Genomic DNA, 19,934 nt, shown 5'->3' on the forward strand with positions numbered 1-19,934 from the left:
CTACACCTCGACTTTTGTTTGATTAATAGTTGGCATGTGTGCACGATAATCTTTCAATCGTTCAACATCATAATGTTTAGAATTTAATGCGTTCAAGTATGCAATCGTTGTTTCGAGACGACTTAAAATGACAGCACCAATTTTTAACCCTTTGGTCAACATCTCATTTGACTGATCATCTGCGACAACTGATACTTTATCGTCATCAAATAACGCTTGTTTCTCTTGTTCATTCAATGAAATAGCCTGAGTAAATCCATACGTTTTTAATTGCTCATCAGTTTCTTTAGATGTGTAAATCGGTCCATTCAGTGTGTTTAACGCATCAACCAATGCTTGATTGACATTCGATAATGAGAGATACAACCCTTTTTCTTCATGAATCGGTAAAAAGTATTCATTCTTCCATCCGAAAGCTTTTCTTAAGGCTTCTTCAACTGTATACCCTAATCCGATCGCCTCTCCTGTTGATTTCATTTCGGGAGTTAGAATCGGATCTACACCAGGTAATTTATTAGCTGAAAATACAGGCATTTTCACAGCATAAAACGGAATCTCTTGATGCAAACCAAGGTTCCATCCCTGATCCTTAAGTCGCTGCCCCATTTGTATACGTGTCGCTAAATCAATTAATTGAACGCCTGTTACTTTACTTGCGATTGGAACAGTACGAGATGCCCGCGGATTAACTTCTAGTAAATAAACCGTCTTTCGATCTTGACTAATCACAAATTGAATATTAAGCATGCCTTTAACATTCAAGGCTGATGCAATTTTTTCAGTAAAGAGTGTGATTTGGGATTTTTCTTCGTTTGTCAAATTAGGTGATGGGAAAATGGCGACACTATCACCTGAGTGAACACCCGCTTTTTCAACATGTTCAAAGATACCGGGTATAATTACATCACCACCATCACACACCGCATCAATTTCAACTTCCATTCCGGTAATAAATTGATCAATTAATAAAGGGAAAATCCGATAATGAGGGGTCTCATCCATTAAATCTTTTAAGTAAACCGCTAACTCAGACTCATTATTCACAACGACCATGCCTTGACCACCGATCACATAAGAAGGGCGCATTAAAACAGGGTAACCAATCTTCTCCGCCGTTTCTTTTGCTTGTTCAACTGAATCAACCGTATCTCCAGGAATATGTGGGATATCAAGGTCATTTAATAATTGATAAAATTGCTTTCTGTCTTCACACGCCTCAATCATACTTAAATCAGTTCCAATGACATCAACACCGGCTTTTGATAAACCATCCGCTAAGTTAATCGCTGTCTGTCCACCAAATTGAACAAGAACCCCATCTGCCTTTTCTTTTTTAACAACTTGCAGGACATCTTCTTCTGACAATGGTTCAAAATATAAATGATCAGCCGTACTATAATCGGTACTAACTGTTTCAGGGTTATTATTAATCACGACTGAATCGATCCCTTGTTCTCTTAACGACATCGCTGCGTGAACTGAACAATAATCAAATTCTACTCCTTGACCAATTCGAATAGGACCTGAACCTAAAACAACCATTCGACGTTTTCCATCCATCGCTTCAACTTCATCAAATTCATTCCAAGAACTATAAAAATAAGGCGTATCCGCTGTAAATTCGGCTGCGCACGTATCCACCATTTTATAACTAGCTTGTAAACCGAGCTCATCATAATGTTTTTCAATTTCTGCTGTCGTCACACCAAATTGTTTAGCTAAATATGAATTTGACACACTATATGTCTTTAATAATTGCCACTCATCAACCGTGATCACTGAGAAAGATTTTGACGTTATATCACGAACAATTGAAATCATCGATTCGATTTCATTTAAAAAATAGTGTGTGATACCCGTGATTTTATATAGCGATTCAACTGAATAACCTCTTTTAAATGCCTCAGCCAGTAAAAATAATCGGTTGTCGGTAACGTCAACTAATCCTTTTTCTAATTCATCATTTGTTAAAGAAGATGTCTGATTCAATTCGATCGAATCAAGACCAATTTCAAGAGAGCGAATCGCCTTATTAAGTGCAGCAGGGAAGTTTCGTGCTAGAGCCATTACTTCTCCAGTTGCTTTCATCTGTGTCCCAAGCGTACGATCCGCTTGATAGAACTTATCAAATGGCCAACGCGGGATTTTTAATGCAACATAATCAATAGATGGTTCGAAACTTGCATATGTATCCCCCGTAATTGGGTTTAACACTTCATCTAAATGATAATTAAGTGCTAATTTCGCTGCGATACGTGCAATTGGATACCCTGTCGCTTTTGAAGCAAGTGCACTCGAGCGACTAACACGAGGATTTACTTCAATAATGATATAATCATCTGTCTCTGGATGAAGAGCAAATTGCACGTTACAGCCACCAATAACACCGAGTTCTTGAATTACTTTAACGGCTGAAGTTCTTAACATTTGGTGCTGCGAATCGGTTAACGTCTGGGTGGGCGCTACGACAATACTATCACCTGTATGAACCCCCACTGGATCCAAGTTTTCCATATTACAAACGATCATACACGCATCATTCGCATCACGCATCACTTCGTATTCAACTTCTTTATAACCTTTCACACTTTGTTCAATCAACACTTGATTGATCGGGCTTTGATACAGACCATTTTTTACAATCGTTTTTAATTCTTCTTCGTCATTAGCGATCCCGCCACCAGCACCACCTAGTGTATAAGCAGGACGAACAATTAAAGGATACTTCGTCGCATTGGCAAACTTAATCGCTTCTTCAATCGATTCAACCGATAGACTATCAGCCACCGGTTCATCAATCTTTTTCATGAGTGCTTTAAATAAATCACGATCTTCACCATTTTGAATCGTTTCAAGTGGGGTTCCTAATAAGGTCACACCATAGTCACTCAAAACATTTGCTTCAGTCAATTCGGTTGCTAAATTGAGTCCTGTTTGCCCGCCTAGTGTTGGTAATAAACCATCTGGACGTTCTTTTTTTATAATATTCGTAACGGCTTCTAACGTTAAAGGCTCAAGATAAATAGCATCTGCTATATTTTCATCTGTCATGATCGTCGCTGGATTATTATTGACTAATACGACTTCAACGCCTTCTTCTTTTAGTGCTAAGCAAGCTTGGGTTCCAGCATAATCAAATTCAGCTGCTTGACCAATGACAATAGGGCCTGATCCAATAACAAGTACTTTTTTTATTGCTTGATCTTTAGGCATGCTGCTTCGCCCCTTCGTTTTCTAATTGCTTCACAAATTGATTAAATAAATAATGTGTATCCACAGGACCCGGATGTGCTTCTGGGTGGAACTGTACAGTTTGAATTAAATGGTGCTCGTGATTAAGGCCTTCAACAGATTGATCATTGACATTGACATGTGTCACATTCAACTCTGTTGCCTCAAGACCCTGGGCATCAACGACGTAACCATGATTTTGACTTGTCACCATAACCTTACCTGTCTGTAAATCTTTCACTGGATGATTGCTCCCTCTATGACCATACGGGAGACGTTTGGTATTGGCGCCAAAAGCGAGTGCCACGAGTTGATGTCCTAAACAGATCCCAAGCGAAGGATAAGATTTTGCAATTTGTTTAATCGTGTTTAATTGATGACTTAAATGTTTTGGATCACCAGGTCCATTAGAGAAGACCACACCATCAGGATCGAGAGATTGAATCGTTTCATAAGTTGTATTAAAAGGAACAATTGTCACATCACAACCATCTTGAATTAACGCATCAACAATTGACTTTTTATAACCATAGTCAATAACAACACAATGCGCCTTTGCGCTTCCTTGCTCTTGTTTGAATGACTGAATGTTTGGCGTTGATACACGTTTAACAAGCTCTGAATGAACGGTACTCATTTGTACGGTGTCGTCTTTTGAGTCCGTTATTTTCCCGTATACTTCTCCGTGTTTTCGAATGATTTTTGTTAACGCACGTGTATCAACGTCATACAAAGTCGGTAATTGCACTTTTTCAACATATTCAACTAAACTATACATAGACTTAGCATGTTGTGGATTTATACACGGTGTTGCAATGATTAATCCAGCTAAACCAGCATCAACACTCTCAGAAACTTGATCATGACAGCCATAATTTCCGATCAATGGATAGGTTAATGTCACAATTTGACCCGCATATGATGGGTCTGTTATCACTTCTTGATACCCTGTCATTGCTGTATTAAAAACAAGTTCCCCTTCTTGTTTAATCACATCACCTAGATACTTACCCTCTAACACGTCACCTGTAGATAACACTAAATACCCCTTTTTGATCTCCATGTTTCTCCTCCTCTACCGATAAGTATATTTATACTTTTTTATAAATAATTATGCATTTGGTTCAGAAAAGAAAAGCTTGGTTATACGCAAGCTTTTCTTCTTATTTGTCTAATTCTTGTTTTTTTAATTGATTCTGCTTTTCATCAATCCACGATTGACTGGTGTTAAACATTTCAGATGCCTTCATAAATTGTTCTTCTACTCGAACTTTAGCCGTTCCACCTTCAACATCTCTCGCATTGACAACAGCAGATGGAGAAAGTGCATGATAAATATCGTCTGTGATTGATTCTGAAAACTGCTGGAACTCATCTAACGTAAAATCCATTAAATATTTATCATGTTCAATTCCATATAATACAACTTGACCGACAATCGCATGGGATTCTCTAAACGGAATGTCTTTGCCAACTAAATAATCTGCTAAATCCGTTGCATTGGAATAGTCTTTAGCTACCGCTTCATACATGACATCTTGATGAACAGTCATCGTTTCAATCATCGGCGCAAACAGCTTAAGCGCACCGATTAACGTTTCCACCGTATCAAACATACCCTCTTTATCCTCTTGCATATCTTTATTGTATGCTAAAGGTAGCCCCTTTAACGTTGTCAACATGCCCGTTAAGTGACCAAACACACGACCTGTCTTCCCACGTACTAATTCCGGAATATCCGGATTCTTTTTCTGCGGCATCATACTGCTTCCTGTACAAAATGCATCATCTAGTTCAATAAAGTTAAATTCTGCACTTGAATATTGAACTAATTCTTCAGACAATCTCGATAAATGCATAATGATGAGTGACGCATCTGACAAAAATTCAACGACAAAATCCCTGTCACTAACCGAATCCAAACTGTTTTCCGTCACACCATCAAAACCTAGTCTTTCACTGACACTCTCTCGATCAATCGCAAAAGATGTTCCAGCAAGTGCCCCGGCACCCAGTGGTGAACGATTGATTCGTTTATAACTATCTGTTAAACGCTCTAGATCCCGTTGGAACATAAATACATACGCCATGAGGTGATGGGCAAATAGAACAGGTTGAGCGCGTTGTAAATGAGTGTACCCAGGCAAAATCGTATCAATGTTTTCTTTTGCTTGTTTTAAGAGTGCTTGTTGTGTGTTTAACAACAAATCTGTTAATGTGACGACAGCCTCCCGTAAATAAAGACGCATATCGAGTGCTACTTGATCGTTTCGACTTCGTCCAGTGTGTAATTTACCACCCACTGGACCTATCTGATCAATTAATAGTTTTTCAATATTCATATGAATATCTTCATTTGCTACGGTTAATTCGGCTTCTCCACTTTCAATTTGAGCCGCCACTTCTTTCAAACCTTTAACAATCTGATCTTTATCTTCTGAGTCTATGATTTCACATTCAGCTAACATATTGACATGAGCGATGCTTCCTTGTATATCAAACTTCGCTAATTTATAGTCATAACCGATTGATGAGCCATATTCATCGACAAGTTCGTTCGTCGGTTTAGTGAATCTTCCACCCCAGAGTTTCATTGTTTAACCGCTTCTTTCACATCGAACGTCGTTTTTGTGATCGATGCTTTTTTATTTTGTTGAGCTTTAGTTACGGTTTCATGAACTTGAGTTGGTAAGCCCCATAATTTGATAAAGCCTAATGCCGCTTCGTGATCAAACGCATCCCCTTCAGAGTAAGTCGCTAAATCCATATCGTATAATGAATGATTTGATTTTCTACCGACAACTTGAGCAGATCCTTTGTATAATTTAACCTTCACTTCACCTGATACAAAGCTTTGCGTTTCCTTAATGAAAGCTTGCAACGCTTCTGTTAATGGTGAATACCAAAGACCATCATAAATAGTCTGTGCTAACTTCTGTTCAATGGTTGGTTTGAACGCTGAGACTTCTCTCGGTAATGTTAAAGCTTCTAACTCTTGGTGAGCTGCAATAATCGTAAGACCCGCCGGTGCTTCATAAATCTCTCTTGACTTAATCCCTACTAAACGGTTTTCAACGTGATCAATTCTACCAACACCATGTTTACCGGCAATCTGATTTAATTCTAGAATCAATGTATCTAAGTCCATCTTTTCACCATTAATCGCAACTGGTTTTCCTTGATCGAATGTTAATTGAATCGTTTCTGGCTCATCAGGTGCATCTACAGGGTCATTCGTTAAATCAAATGCATCCTTTGGTGCTTCTGCCCAAGGATTCTCTAGGATACCGCACTCATTACTTCTTCCCCAAAGATTCTCATCAATTGAATACGGGCTTTTCTTTCCTACTGGAACTGGAATACCATGCTCTTCTGCATAAGCAAGTTCCTCATCACGTGTCATCTTCCATTCTCTAACTGGTGCAACAATTTTTAAGTTTGGGTTAAGTGCTGTAAAGGCAACATCAAAACGAACTTGATCGTTTCCTTTTCCAGTACAACCATGCGCAACAGCGACCGCGCCTTCTTTTTCAGCGATATCCACTAATACTTTTGCGATAAGCGGTCTAGAAAGAGCTGAAATTAAAGGGTATTTCCCTTCATAAAGTAAATTCGCTTGTAAAGCTGGTAAAACGTAATCTTCAGCAAATAATGCTTTAGCATCTACCGAATACGATTTTATTGCACCTACATCGATTGCTTTTTTCTTAACAAACTCTAAATCATTTCCTTCACCTACATCTAAACCAACAGCAATGACATCATAATTATATTGATCCTGTAACCACTTAATTGCTACTGAAGTATCTAATCCACCTGAATATGCTAATACGACTTTTTCTTTTGCCATTTTGACGTCCCCCTAGTTTTATAATGATATAAAAAGTATCCGTTTTTGATCTTGTGTATTATTATGCATCAAAAAGAATAAAAATTCAACCGTAAATTCAAATTTTTTTACGTTTATTAAGAATGGATGACGCACATCGGTTAAGAATACTGTAAACACACGCTTCATAGACCTTACCTTTTTTATTCATTTACTATTCGTTTCATTTTTCTATCTATTATCGTTCTATAGATCTCGTATTCTTTATACACACGATTTTATATTTATACAAAAATAAACCTTTGCTCGACAGAGAACATGATTCCCTGTTGAACAAAGGTTTGGTTTATCGTTATTCAAACACTGCACTTTTTAGTTGTTGTTTGCGGTTAAAACGTTCAAATGCTAGCACAATCAAACGATCAATCAACTCAGGATAAGTCAAACCTGTAATCTCCCATAGTTTGGGATACATACTAATTTTCGTAAAGCCCGGAATGGTATTAACCTCATTAATGATTAAATCACCATTCTCCTTCATAAAGAAATCAACACGTGCCATCCCTTCACAGTCTAAAACATTAAACACATTTAAAGCGACTTGTTGAACACGTTTAGTTTCTTCCTCACTAAGTCGAGCTGGCGCTTGTAATTTCGCGCCTGATTCATTTATATATTTAGACTCATAAGAATAGAAGTCTGTTTGAGGCAAGATTTCACCAGGCAAAGAGGCTTTCGGATCTTCATTTCCTAAAATTGCACATTCAATTTCTCGCCCGTTTACCGTCTCTTCAATTAAAAGTTTATCATCATATTGAAAAGCTTCATCAATTGCTTGATAAAATTCAGCTTCTGAATTCACTTTGTTAACTCCAACCGATGAACCTTGGTTAACAGGTTTTACAAATAGCGGCGTACTCAGTTCCTTCACAATAGTTTCATACTTAATTAAAGAGTGTTGATGCTTCTTAAACACAAACCCATTCGCGACAGATAAACCAGCATCACGTAATAATCGTTTAGCAATATCTTTATCCATACTAACGGCTGACCCTAATAAATCAACGCCTACAAACGGAAGATTCAAAGTACGTAATAAACCTTGTAAACTCCCATCTTCGCCTAATGTTCCGTGTATAACCGGGAAGATACAATCAATTTCACCTACAGGTTTATGATTTTGAAGTTCAATGATTTGGGCAGATTCTTCACCCGGAACGACTGCTATTCGCTGATTTGTCTTATTCAACTGAATACGAGCCGGGTCATCTGCATGGTTTAAAAAGTCACTTTCATCACACAAATGCCAACGCCCTGATTTATCAACACCTATTAACACAATATTATATTTTGTACGATCCATTGCTTCCACTACATTTTTTGTAGATTGCAATGAAACTTCATGTTCACTAGACTTCCCACCAAAAACAATCCCTATTGTTAATTTCTCCATTTGTTTACTCCTTTAATAAAAAATCAAGCATCTCTCTTTACGATTATACTTCTTGTTTTGGCTTACGCAATAACCCCATTAAACCACTAATCACATAAAATACGCTGCCGAATATGGCAATACCAAATTGTAAGAAGCCTACTAGTCCACCTGTCATCAACAAAAGAATCGCAGCAGGTTTCGGTTGTTTATTCCCCTTAAATAAGAAGATTCCAAACCCACCAGCTAAAACAGCAATGACACCAATCACAATGACCATAACACCGTTTGTAAAGAGTGAATCAACAAACTCTTCATATATAGGTATTTCTTCTGCAGGCATTTCCACTTGAAATTCTTCATACATTTCTGTCGCTACCTCTGGATCATTATGGATCATGATCATACTAACACCTGACACCGCTAAAAAGGCAAAAAACACCATACCTAAAACAATTAGCGCAACCTCAACTTTACGTCTTATCATGACTGACAATCTCCTCTCACTCAAATCTCTTCCCTATTTTAGCACAAATCAGAATACGATTCCTTTTTCATTCTAATGGTTAGATAAGTTTAATTCAAAAACAATACATATTATTTCCATTAAAAACCTTGAATTATCTGAAAATTAGGTATATGATAATTTACATAACTTAAGATGTTAAGAAACCTTACATGGAGGGAGCGAGTTAAATGAAAAAGATTGAAGCGATTATTCGTCCAGAGAAATTTCAAACAGTACGAGATCGATTAATGGATGAAGGCATCAGTGGTATTACAGTCACAGAGGTGGCTGGAACAGGAAAGCAAAAAGGTCAAACAGGTGTATTTAGAGGAACAAGTTTCGAAATCAAAGTTGTACCTAAGATTAAAATCGAGCTTGTGATTAATGAAGAAGCACTCGATAAAATCATTGACCTCATTATTGAAACATGTAGTACAGATCAAATTGGAGACGGTAAGATTTTTGTTTATCCAGTTGAAGACGCGATCAGAATTAGAACAAAAGAACGCGGTCAAGAAGCAGTTATTTAAAAAAAGATTATATAATTTAAAGGAGACGATCTGATATGATTAAGAAAATTGCATTATTACTTTTATTCAGTTTATTCCTAACTACCCCTGCCTTTGCCGAAACAGAACCAGCTGTTTCCCAATCAACTGTTGATATGTTGTGGGTAATGCTCGCTGCATTCTTAGTATTCTTCATGCATGCAGGCTTTGCAATGGTTGAATCAGGGTTTACACGATCAAAAAACTCATTGAACATTATTATGAAAAACTTTTTAACGATTAGTATTGGCCCTATGCTATTCTATTTAATAGGATACGGTATTATGTTCGGTGAAACGTCAGGTACTTTATTTGGATCAGACAGCTTTTTATTAAGTGGTGTTGAAGATATTGGTTTCTTTGTTTTCCAAGCTATGTTTGTTGCAACATGTGCTACTATTATTTCAGGTGCTGTTGCTGAACGAATGAAACTTGGAATGTACGTCTTAATCGTTATTGCCATGACAGGTGTTATCTACCCCGTTGTTGGGCACTGGATTTGGGCTGACGGTTGGTTAGCAGAATTAGGATTTAGTGACTTTGCTGGTTCTACAGTTGTTCACTTAACAGGTGCAGCAGGTGCACTTACCGTTGTTTTATTCTTAGGACCTAGACTCGGTAAATATACTGGCAAAAAAGTAAATGTTATTCCAGGACACAACATTCCGATGGGTGCATTGGGCGTCTTTATTCTATGGTTAGGTTGGTTCGGCTTTAACGGCGGTAGTACATTAGAAGCAGATCCAGAACTTATTCCTATGGTTATTGCAACAACTCTAATGTCTAGTGCTGCCGGTCTTATTTCAACCGCACTATATTCACAGTTACGCTTTAAACAAATTGATGCTTCACTTGCTTTAAACGGTGTGTTAGCAGGTCTAGTAGGGATCACAGCAGGTACAGCAGAGGTATCGATTGTCGGTTCGATCGTTATCGGTTTAATTTCAGGTGTTCTATTAGTTGAAGGTATTACATTCTTTGATACGAAGTTAAAAATTGATGATCCAGTAGGCGCAACAACCGTTCACGGTCTATGTGGTGTTTGGGGTACGCTTGCTGTTGGGTTATTCTCGTTAGATACAGGTTTACTATACGGATTCGGAGCTAATCAGCTACTTGTTCAGGCAATTGGTGTTCTCGCTGTTATTCTTTGGACGATGATCACAGTTGGCGGTGTTACATTTGTTCTAACACGCTTCAGCTCAATCCGCGTATCTGAAGAAGAAGAAGAAATCGGCCTTGACCTTAGTGAGCACGGATCAAGAGCTTACGAATTTAAAGACACATTAGGTGGTCGAGAAAGCATTGACTCAAAAGGTGAATTAGGCCTTGCCGATCGCTTAAACAATTTAAATGAATCCAAAGCAACTTCTTAACAAATTATTTATATCCCCCCCCAAAATGTAAATAGATAATTTGTTTAGATATTGAAAAGCGGCACACTGCTTTATGCAATGTGCCGCTCTTTTTAATTAGTCTGCTAACTTATCGGAAATAGCTTTAACATAAGGTGGTAAATCAGGCGGTCTACGACTTGAAATAATATGTCCATCTTCAATAACCGCTTCATCAACCCATTCTGCACCAGCGTTCGTCATATCATCTTTAATTCCCGGCGTACTCGTTACCTTTACACCTTGTAAGATATCAGCTGAAATTAAAACCCAGCCGGCATGACAAATTTGGCCAATCACTTTTTTCTTTTCATCAAAATGACGGGTTATGTCGATGACTTCCGGATAGCGTCTTAATTTATCAGGTGCCCATCCACCAGGCACGAGTAACGCATCATAATCTGAAGGGTCTACTTCAGATAAAGTGACATCAACATCAGCCGGAACACCATATTTACCTGTATATGTTTTAGATTCTTTAGCTACTAACGTAACCTCAGCACCATCTTCTTGAAGTCTTAAAACAGGGTACCAAAGTTCAAGATCTTCAAAATCTTCTTCCACAAATGCTAATACTTTTTTATTTGATAATCGCATAGCGACCTCCTTTATGACATTTATTAGTTGTTTAACCTATTTGTCCATTTATTAAACCTCATTCTATTTGAACTGGTTACATAATTGCTGCGCACTTTCTTTAGGGTCATCAGAAGCACTGATCTCAGAAATAACAGACACACCATCAGCCCCCGCTTCTCTTAGCGGTAACACATCTTCTAATTGAATGCCTCCAATAGCGACTAATGGAAATGAGCCAATTTCATTCTTTAACGATTTAATGCCATCAATCCCGATCGGACTTTTAGCATCATGTTTAGTCGATGTTACATGAATGGGTCCCGCTCCAATATAATCCGCACCACCGTCAATCGCAGCTTGCGCTTCTTCTTTTGTTCTTGCTGATACACCAATAAACATGTTTAAATCAGCTAGCTTTTCTTTTACATCAGCTAGCGCCTGATCATCTTGACCGATATGAAGTCCATCAGCTTTCAAAGAAATAGCTAAATCAACATCATCATTTATAATAAATGGCACGTCATATGATTTGCATAACGTTTGCATCCGCTCTGCTAATTCAAACTTTTCTCGCCCCACGACCGCACCTTTTCCTTTTTCACGAAATTGAAAGGCGGTAATACCACCTTCAAGCGCTTGTTTTAATATTCCGATTGGGTCTTTGCCAGGGACGTTCTGACTTCCTAATATAAAATAAACAGAGAGTATATCCTTCGAAAATACCATTTAACTAAGACCTCTCCTCACGTATTATTTGAAGACGTTTTTGACAATCGTCTATACCAACTTCACTCAACGCGTCAAGAAATGCGACCTGAAATGAGCCAGGTGATGTCACTGTTTGCGCCGCCACTTCTGCAGCTATCGTGTAAAAGCTAACCGCTGCTACTAATCCATCAAGCGTTGTTTCGCTCACTGATAAAAATGCTGCCACGACTGCTGTTAGCAAGCAACCCGTTCCTGTCACTTGCGTCATAAGCGGTGTTCCGTTATTTAATTCTAAACATTTCTCTTCTGTTACAATTACATCTGTTTCGCCTGTCACAATAATCGGAATATCTAATTCACGTTGTGCTTTTTTAGCAACCTCTATACGATCAATCTCCCCCGTTGCATCAACACCTCGAACCTCAGCATCGATACCGGCCAATTGACTAATTTCACCGGCATTTCCCCTTATAGCTGTTAATTGAACAGTATCGATAATGCGCTTAGCCGCTTCTGTTCGAAAATGAGTTGCACCGACACCAACAGGATCTAAAACAACGGGTGTTCCTTTTTTATTAGCCGCTTGTCCAGCTAAAATCATTGAATCAACTAACTCACCGGTTAATGTTCCTATATTTAAAACGAGAGCATTCGCATTTGAAGCCATCTCTACAACTTCCTCACGCGCATGCGCCATTACAGGTTGTGCACCTATTGCATATAAACCATTCGCTGAGAAGTTCATTACGACTTGATTCGTTATATTATGCACTAAAGGTTTTTGATCTTTAACGGCTTGAATAAGTGTTAAATTATTCATTACATATCACTTCCTTTCTGATTTGGTAACCCTTTTAACCGGTACCCCCAATGGTTGGTAGGCCCATTACCTTTTCCGATTCCCAACGGATATTGAAGTGCTGCTGAGACAAATTCTTTCGCTAATTCCACTGCCTGTTTTAATTCAGTCCCTTTGGCCAGTTCTGCAGTGATTGCAGCCGCAAACGTACACCCCGTCCCATGTGTATGGTTGGTTTCATACCGTTCACCTGAAAGTAAGACCATCTCATGTCCATCATAAAAAACATCTGTTACATCTTCACCTAAATGCCCACCTTTTACAACAGCTGAAGTCGCACCTTTTCCATCGACAATCAGACGAGCCGCTCTTTTCATATCATCAATCGTCTCAATTTTTGAATTTATTAAAATTTCCGCTTCCGGTACATTTGGCGTAACCACTTTTGCAAGGGGTAACAGTTCATCTTTCAGTACTTCTCTAGATGCTTCCTCCATCAAGGCGTCTCCGCTTGTCGCCACCATAACCGGATCAAGGATATAAGGAACAGATGGTCGGTCTTTAATATATGTCGCAATGAGTTGCATCATATCAACCGAGGAGACCATCCCCGTCTTTATTGCATCTGGTACAATATCATCAAAAACACTTTTTAATTGTTCTTCTATAAATGCAATCGGCATATGCTCCACCGCTTGAACACCCATTGTATTCTGTGCGACAGCTGATGTAATCACGCTCATTCCGAACACTTCTCTTTCTTGAAACGTTTTTAAATCAGCATGAATACCAGCACCACCTGTCGGATCCGTTCCAGCTATCGTTAATGCACTTTTTATTTGATTCATCAGAAAAACCTCCTAAAAGATATTGAAAATACAAAAAACGCCCCGACAAGCGGAGCGTTTATCTATACGAATCAATACCTTTAGATAACGACTCCACTTCCCTACGCTGGTATTAACCAAATCAGGTTCAAAGGGACCAAAGATAGCTATCTTTATCTCAGCGACTAAGTCGCGCCCCTAGTGGACATTTCTTTTCTTTCACTATATACATTTCACATTCGTATTGTCAACTTTTACAATTCTGGATTTATCGTTCCTACGCCTTCAAGTGGCCAAATCCTAAAGATCACTTCCCCGATCACCGAATCTTTTTCTATAATCCCAAAATCTCGACTATCTCGGCTAATCGGCCGATTATCACCTAAAACAAAATAAAACCCCTCCGGCACCACTTGATAACCTTGGTCACGTTCTAAATCAAAGTCACGCGTGAAGAAGCCCTCTTCGATTAACGGCGCCTCCAAATCATCTAAGTATGCTTCTTCATAGGGCGTTCCATTTATATAAAGGATATCATCAATAATTTGCACCCGGTCTCCTGGCATACCTACGACACGCTTAACATAATTGTCATTCGTATCAGGTGACATAAAGGCAATTTCATCAAATCGATTAATCGTATGAAGTTTACTAATAATAATTCGATCACCATCGCTTAAATTCGGTAACATCGAATCACCTTTTACAATTGACGGTGTCATAACAAATTCCCTTACCACCAGTACAATGACAAGTGATATAACAATTGCTTTAATCCAAGATATGATTTCATTTACCATATTGTCTAAGCCTCTTCTTTTCTATAGTATTTAAACACATCTTTAAAACCACTAAAAGATTGTCACTTTTTACTATATTATACGCTCTCCATGCAAAAAAAGCTACCTTAGACCTCCGATTGATACGTATGATATACCGTTTTTACAAATTGCTTCAATCGATCCATTTCCTCATCAATCGTAAATAATTCAATCTTCAAGTAGTCCGGGTGAACCTTTGCGCCTACTGACTTGAATGTTTCACCTATTTCGTCAATAGCACCTCCATAAATCGGATAATCGGAATCACAGGAACCAAATAAGGCAACCGGCACATTTGTTAAATCTTCCTCACTTAATTCAAATGAAAAATCTTCAGCCTCAAATGGTAAATCACCTTGCCCTGCAGTATATGTTCCAAAAAACACAAGATCGGCACCGATCAAATCATAAGCTAATATATCATCTACACCTAATTGATAAAGGCTAACATCTTGGGTGTAAGATTGCATTTCTTCTTTTATTTCCTCAGCAATTTGAGCTGTTTGACCTGTTCGAGTCGAGTAAATAATAATTGTTTTCAATGTAACGCCCCCTTTCGATCATACTAATTGAAAAGTATTCCAACCGTCAAGCTTAGCAGCATCACTGATCTGCACGTTTATAGCACGCTTTTATGACTGAGTCCATCATTTGATCGAAGTGATAATCATCAAATACAGTCATTGCAGCTTCTGTTACACCACCAGGACTTGCCACTTCATTAATTAATTCCTCCGGTTTTCTATCATCTGATCGGAGCATTTCTGCTGATCCTTTAATCATTTGAGCCACCAATTCTGTAGCTACATCTTCTGAAACGCCTGAAGTTTTCGCTTTTTCAATTAACACTTCAGCCATGCGGTGAATAAAAGCCGGAGCGCTTCCCGTAATTGGGGTTAAAAGATGCACTTGATCTTCAGTTAACGTTTGATAGCTTCCGATATTCGACAGTAGCGTTTCTATTCTTTCTTGTTGTGAATCTCCTACAAATCGACCTGGCGCATATAGGGTCATTGATTCTGCAATGGACGCTGCAGTGTTTGGCATTATCCATGCAGCTGGTGTACCTTCTGGCAACCTTTCCTCTAGATACGAGACATCTACCCCTGCTGCGACTGTCACCACAAACTGCTGATCAATTTTTGGATACATCGATTCTAATATATGATCATGCTCTTCTTTCGGTATAGCAAGTACAATTAAATCGTATTCAGATAACGACGTTCGCCAATCATTTGTCGTCTTGAGCTGATATGTATTCGCTACCTTTTCAAGTCGCTCCTTATTTGTTTTATTCGCAATTGTAATCTGTTGATCATGCGATTTTTTTAACCCTTTCACAATTGCTTGCGCCATCCGTCCTGCACCTATAATTAATACATTATTTGTCGACATCATCATTCTCCTTTTCCTTTCATTTCCCTATTTACTATACGCCCATTAAATCATTATCACAATAGTTCTGCGGCTTAAGAAGAATTATTTTACACAACAAAAAAAGGCATCCAGTTTTTATCCCGAATGCCTTTTAATGATTTATTTTGCTGTTACATTCAACTCAACATCAATATTTCCTCGTGTCGCTTTAGAGTAAGGACAGAAATCATGAGCCAAGTGTGCTAAATGTTCTGCTTCACTTTGCGAGACACCTTTAATCTCGACATTCAACACAACACCTACTTTAAACCCACCATCTTCAGGATCTTTAACTAAACTAACATCTGCTCTAAGTGTTGAGTCGATTTCTTTTTTCTCTTTACTAGCCATTAAGTTAAGGGCTCCATCAAAACAAGCCGCATATCCTGCTGCAAATAACTGCTCCGGATTCGATCCTTCTTCATCACTATTTCCAGCTGGGTCAACTAAGTTTAAATCAATTAAACCATCATCCGATTGAACGTGACCTTCACGTCCACCCTCAGCTGTTGCGTGCGATGTAAATATAATATTACTCATTCTAATGACCACTCCTTTTAATTTATTGCCTTAATATACCATTACCTTCTTGAAGTCACTTTAAACACGAATTTGTTTAAAAAATTAATTTCACATACCAAAAAAAGCACATCACCTATTGGCAATGCGCTTTACTTTATGAGATGGGGATTGTTTTTTCACGATTTAAAATAGCTTCAGCATTTTCAACGCGTTCTTGAGTTGGAGGTTCTACACCCTCAAGCGGATACTTCAAACCTAGGTTTTCCCATTTATAAACACCGAGTTTATGATAAGGTAAAACATCGATTCGCTCAACATTAGAAAGGGTCGCAATAAAATCAGATAAGCGCTGTAACAACACATCATCATCACTTCCACCAGGTATTAATACGTGACGAACCCAAATCGGAATACCTTTTTCATCTAAATAACGCGCCATATCTAAAATGTGGTCATTTGACACACCCGTTAATTCTTTATGTTTCTCAGCGTCAATTTGCTTTAAATCATAAAGGATTAAATCTGTCACATCCATCAGTTTATCTAGCGTTTCCATGAATCTAGGAGCCCGACTAAAACATCCACCCGATGAATCGATACACGTATGAATCCCTAGTTTTTTCAATTCTGTAAATAACTCTAGTAAAAAATCCGCTTGAATCAACGGCTCTCCACCACTTACTGTTACACCACCACCAGACGATTCAAAGAAAGGTTGATAACTTTTAATATCTTCAACAAGTTCTTCAACCGACATTTCCTTGCCACCTGTCATCTTCCATGTGTCTGGATTGTGACAAAATTGACATCGTAATAAACAGCCTTGAGTAAAAATGATATAACGTAAACCAGGTCCATCAACGGTACCCATCGTTTCGATTGAGTGAATGCGTCCTTTCATCGTGCTACCTCCTGTCATGATGAAGATAGGGAGAACGATGAGCTCTCCCTATCTATTAAAACTTATAAACTTTCATGGAACGTACGGTTAATAACATCAATTTGTTGTTCTCTTGTTAATTTAACAAAGTTTACAGCGTAACCAGATACTCGAATCGTCAATTGTGGATACTCTTCTGGGTGCTCCATCGCATCCATTAGTGTTTCACGATCGAATACGTTAACGTTTAAGTGGTGACCCTCTTTCTTCACATAACCGTCAAGCATTGCTGCCAAGTTTTTCTTCCGTTCTTCTTCTGATTTTCCTAACGCTTTAGGAACGATTGAGAATGTATTTGAAATACCATCTTGTGCATACTCATATGGCATTTTAGCAACAGAGCTTAATGATGCAAGTGAACCGTTTTGGTCACGGCCGTGTAACGGGTTAGCACCTGGTGCAAACGGCTCGCCAGCACGGCGACCATCAGGTGTATTACCTGTTTTCTTACCGTAAACAACATTTGATGTGATCGTAAGCAATGACTGCGTATGAACTGAGTCACGATACGTTTTGTGTTGTTTAACTTTATTCATAAATGTTTTCACTAAGTCTGAAGCAATTTCATCAACACGGTCATCATTGTTACCGTATTTAGGGAAATCTCCTTCAACTTCATAATCCACTGCGATACCATCTTCGTCACGGATCACACGAACATCAGCATATTTAATCGCGCTTAATGAGTCAGCTACTACTGAAAGACCCGCAATACCACACGCCATTGTACGGAATACTTCACGGTCATGAAGTGCCATTTCAATACGTTCGTAGCTATATTTGTCATGCATGTAATGAATAATGTTTAGTGCGTTAACATAAGTTCCTGCTAACCATTCAAGAATGGTATCGTATTTTTCCATAACTTCATCATAATCTAAATACTCAGAAGTAATAGGTGCGTAACTTGGCGCAACTTGTGCTTTTGATTTCTCATCAACACCACCGTTGATCGAATAAAGAAGTGCCTTCGCTAAGTTAACACGTGCACCGAAGAATTGCATTTGCTTACCAATTCGCATAGCAGACACACAGCACGCAATACCATAGTCATCACCATAGTATGAACGCATTAAATCGTCATTCTCGTATTGGATCGAGCTAGATTTAATCGACATGTTTGCACAATATTTCTTATAGTTCTCTGGTAACTTCTCTGACCAAAGGACTGTTAAGTTTGGCTCTGGAGCAGGACCTAAGTTATCAAGCGTGTGCAAGAAACGATATGAACTCTTTGTAACAAGTGGACGACCATCTTCAGCAATTCCTGCTAACGATTCAGTTACCCATGTTGGATCTCCACTGAACAAGTCATTATACTCAGGCGTTCTAGCGAATTTCACAAGACGCAATTTCATAACGAAGTGATCCACTAATTCTTGAGCTTCTTCTTCTGTTAAAACCCCATTTTCTAGATCGCGTTCAATATAAATATCTAAGAATGTTGACACACGACCTAAACTCATTGCAGCACCGTTTTGCTCTTTAATAGCTGCTAAATAACCTAAATATAACCACTGGAAAGCTTCTTGTGCATTTTCTGCAGGTCTTGACAAGTCAAAACCATAAATGTCACCTAATTGCTTTAATTCTTGTAGGGCACGAATTTGCTCCATGTGTTCTTCACGGTCACGAATTACATCGTCACTCATAACACCATTTCCACCAATTAAGCTTAGATCAGCTTTTTTCTCTTCAATTAATTTATCTGTTCCGTATAAAGCAACACGACGATAATCACCAATGATACGACCACGGCCATATGCATCCGGAAGACCTGTTACGATACCTGCGCGGCGCGCGTCACGGATTTCAGGTGTATAAGCGTCAAACACACCTTGATTATGTGTTTTGCGATAATCTGTGAATATCTTCTCAACTTCTTCATCTAATTTATAACCATATGATTCAGCTGAGACACTCGCCATACGGATACCGCCGAATGGTTGTAAAGAACGTTTAAATGGTACATCTGTCTGTACACCAACGATTTTTTCTTTATTTTCATCTAAATAGCCAGCACCATGTGAAGTGATTGTTGATACAATTTTCGTATCTAAGTCATAAACACCACCGCGTTCACGCTCTTCTTTTGTTAAATCCATCACTTGATCCCATAACGCTTTTGTTGCTTCAGTTGCATCTGCTAAAAAATCTTCGTTTCCTTCATATAGAGTAAAGTTTTTAATAATAAAATCACGGACATCAATTTCTTTTTGCCAGTTACCTTCACGGAAGCCATTCCAAGGGTTGCTTTTTACAACTTCGTCTGCTGTTTTCATTTCCGTAACCTCCTAGTATTTATCAATCATTGTTTATCTTACATTAAGTATAACGCTTCACAAGTGAAAAAGTAAAGTGAAAAACATCACATTTTTGA

General features: G+C 38.4%; 18 protein-coding genes and 1 riboswitch. Of the genes, 2 read left to right on the plus strand and 16 right to left on the minus strand.

The genetic code is table 11. The annotated features are described in order from the left end of the window. From carB to BLR62_RS07580, 6 genes are all read right to left on the minus strand, one after another. A complete protein-coding gene (gene carB / locus BLR62_RS07555; RefSeq protein ID WP_090795410.1) occupies window positions 1-3,213 on the minus strand; it encodes a carbamoyl-phosphate synthase (glutamine-hydrolyzing) large subunit in 3,213 nt (1,070 codons plus the stop codon). Then, the gene (locus BLR62_RS07560; protein ID WP_090795413.1) at window positions 3,206-4,294 is read right to left on the minus strand and encodes a carbamoyl phosphate synthase small subunit; all 1,089 of its coding nucleotides are present in this window, start codon (window positions 4,292-4,294) and stop codon (window positions 3,206-3,208) included. The genes carB and BLR62_RS07560 overlap by 8 nt, the downstream gene beginning before the upstream one ends. Before the next feature lie 100 nt (window positions 4,295-4,394). Then, window positions 4,395-5,825 carry an argininosuccinate lyase gene (gene argH, locus BLR62_RS07565; RefSeq protein WP_090795415.1) on the minus strand — a complete coding sequence of 477 codons (1,431 nt, stop codon included), beginning with the start codon at window positions 5,823-5,825 and terminating at the stop codon, window positions 4,395-4,397. Continuing rightward, window positions 5,822-7,081: an argininosuccinate synthase gene (locus BLR62_RS07570; RefSeq protein ID WP_090795419.1), complete on the minus strand. Its 1,260-nt coding sequence runs from the start codon at window positions 7,079-7,081 to the stop codon at window positions 5,822-5,824. The genes argH and BLR62_RS07570 overlap by 4 nt, the downstream gene beginning before the upstream one ends. A gap of 331 nt (window positions 7,082-7,412) precedes the next feature. Further along, window positions 7,413-8,513: a D-alanine--D-alanine ligase gene (ddlA, locus tag BLR62_RS07575; protein ID WP_090795420.1), complete on the minus strand. Its 1,101-nt coding sequence runs from the start codon at window positions 8,511-8,513 to the stop codon at window positions 7,413-7,415. A gap of 43 nt (window positions 8,514-8,556) precedes the next feature. After that, window positions 8,557-8,979 (minus strand): DUF4064 domain-containing protein, encoded by a 423-nt coding sequence (locus tag BLR62_RS07580; protein WP_090795423.1) that lies wholly within the window; start codon window positions 8,977-8,979, stop codon window positions 8,557-8,559. 209 nt (window positions 8,980-9,188) lie between these two features. Between BLR62_RS07580 and BLR62_RS07585 the strand changes: the two genes are divergently transcribed. Together BLR62_RS07585 and BLR62_RS07590 are read left to right on the plus strand one after the other, a co-directional pair. After that, complete coding sequence (locus BLR62_RS07585) at window positions 9,189-9,530, plus strand: P-II family nitrogen regulator (protein ID WP_090795426.1); 342 nt, start codon at window positions 9,189-9,191, stop codon at window positions 9,528-9,530. A gap of 35 nt (window positions 9,531-9,565) precedes the next feature. Next, a complete protein-coding gene (locus BLR62_RS07590) occupies window positions 9,566-10,924 on the plus strand; it encodes an ammonium transporter (protein ID WP_090795428.1) in 1,359 nt (452 codons plus the stop codon). Between the two features lie 96 nt (window positions 10,925-11,020). On the opposite strand, the gene BLR62_RS07595 is transcribed toward BLR62_RS07590, so the two are convergent. The 10 genes from BLR62_RS07595 to pflB all read right to left on the minus strand — a co-directional run bounded on the left by BLR62_RS07595 (window position 11,021) and on the right by pflB (window position 19,836). Next, on the minus strand, window positions 11,021-11,539 hold the full coding sequence (locus BLR62_RS07595; protein ID WP_090795430.1) for a type 1 glutamine amidotransferase domain-containing protein: 519 nt from the start codon (window positions 11,537-11,539) through the stop codon (window positions 11,021-11,023). A gap of 63 nt (window positions 11,540-11,602) precedes the next feature. Next, on the minus strand, window positions 11,603-12,247 hold the full coding sequence (gene thiE, locus BLR62_RS07600) for a thiamine phosphate synthase (RefSeq protein ID WP_090795432.1): 645 nt from the start codon (window positions 12,245-12,247) through the stop codon (window positions 11,603-11,605). Window positions 12,248-12,251: 4 nt separating this feature from the next. After that, the gene (gene thiM, locus BLR62_RS07605) at window positions 12,252-13,049 is read right to left on the minus strand and encodes a hydroxyethylthiazole kinase (protein ID WP_090795435.1); all 798 of its coding nucleotides are present in this window, start codon (window positions 13,047-13,049) and stop codon (window positions 12,252-12,254) included. Beyond that, window positions 13,049-13,876, minus strand: coding sequence for a bifunctional hydroxymethylpyrimidine kinase/phosphomethylpyrimidine kinase (gene thiD / locus BLR62_RS07610; RefSeq protein ID WP_090795437.1), 828 nt, complete (start codon window positions 13,874-13,876; stop codon window positions 13,049-13,051). The genes thiM and thiD overlap by 1 nt, the downstream gene beginning before the upstream one ends. Before the next feature lie 81 nt (window positions 13,877-13,957). Beyond that, window positions 13,958-14,065: riboswitch (TPP riboswitch) on the minus strand. A gap of 44 nt (window positions 14,066-14,109) precedes the next feature. Then, window positions 14,110-14,655, minus strand: a complete 546-nt coding sequence (gene lepB, locus BLR62_RS07615; RefSeq protein ID WP_090795439.1) for a signal peptidase I — start codon at window positions 14,653-14,655, stop codon at window positions 14,110-14,112. 107 nt (window positions 14,656-14,762) lie between these two features. Further along, window positions 14,763-15,218, minus strand: a complete 456-nt coding sequence (locus BLR62_RS07620) for a flavodoxin domain-containing protein (protein ID WP_090795441.1) — start codon at window positions 15,216-15,218, stop codon at window positions 14,763-14,765. A 61-nt stretch (window positions 15,219-15,279) separates the two neighbouring features. Then, window positions 15,280-16,071: a pyrroline-5-carboxylate reductase gene (proC, locus tag BLR62_RS07625; RefSeq protein ID WP_090795443.1), complete on the minus strand. Its 792-nt coding sequence runs from the start codon at window positions 16,069-16,071 to the stop codon at window positions 15,280-15,282. 141 nt (window positions 16,072-16,212) lie between these two features. Beyond that, a complete protein-coding gene (locus tag BLR62_RS07630; protein WP_090795445.1) occupies window positions 16,213-16,632 on the minus strand; it encodes an organic hydroperoxide resistance protein in 420 nt (139 codons plus the stop codon). Window positions 16,633-16,768: 136 nt separating this feature from the next. Beyond that, window positions 16,769-17,515 carry a pyruvate formate-lyase-activating protein gene (pflA, locus tag BLR62_RS07635; RefSeq protein WP_090795447.1) on the minus strand — a complete coding sequence of 249 codons (747 nt, stop codon included), beginning with the start codon at window positions 17,513-17,515 and terminating at the stop codon, window positions 16,769-16,771. Between the two features lie 62 nt (window positions 17,516-17,577). After that, window positions 17,578-19,836: a formate C-acetyltransferase gene (pflB, locus tag BLR62_RS07640; RefSeq protein ID WP_090795450.1), complete on the minus strand. Its 2,259-nt coding sequence runs from the start codon at window positions 19,834-19,836 to the stop codon at window positions 17,578-17,580. Between the last annotated feature and the right edge of the window lie 98 nt (window positions 19,837-19,934).

The sequence above is a fragment of the Pelagirhabdus alkalitolerans genome (assembly GCF_900096905.1).
In the GTDB taxonomy this organism is placed as follows: domain Bacteria; phylum Bacillota; class Bacilli; order Bacillales; family Amphibacillaceae; genus Pelagirhabdus; species Pelagirhabdus alkalitolerans.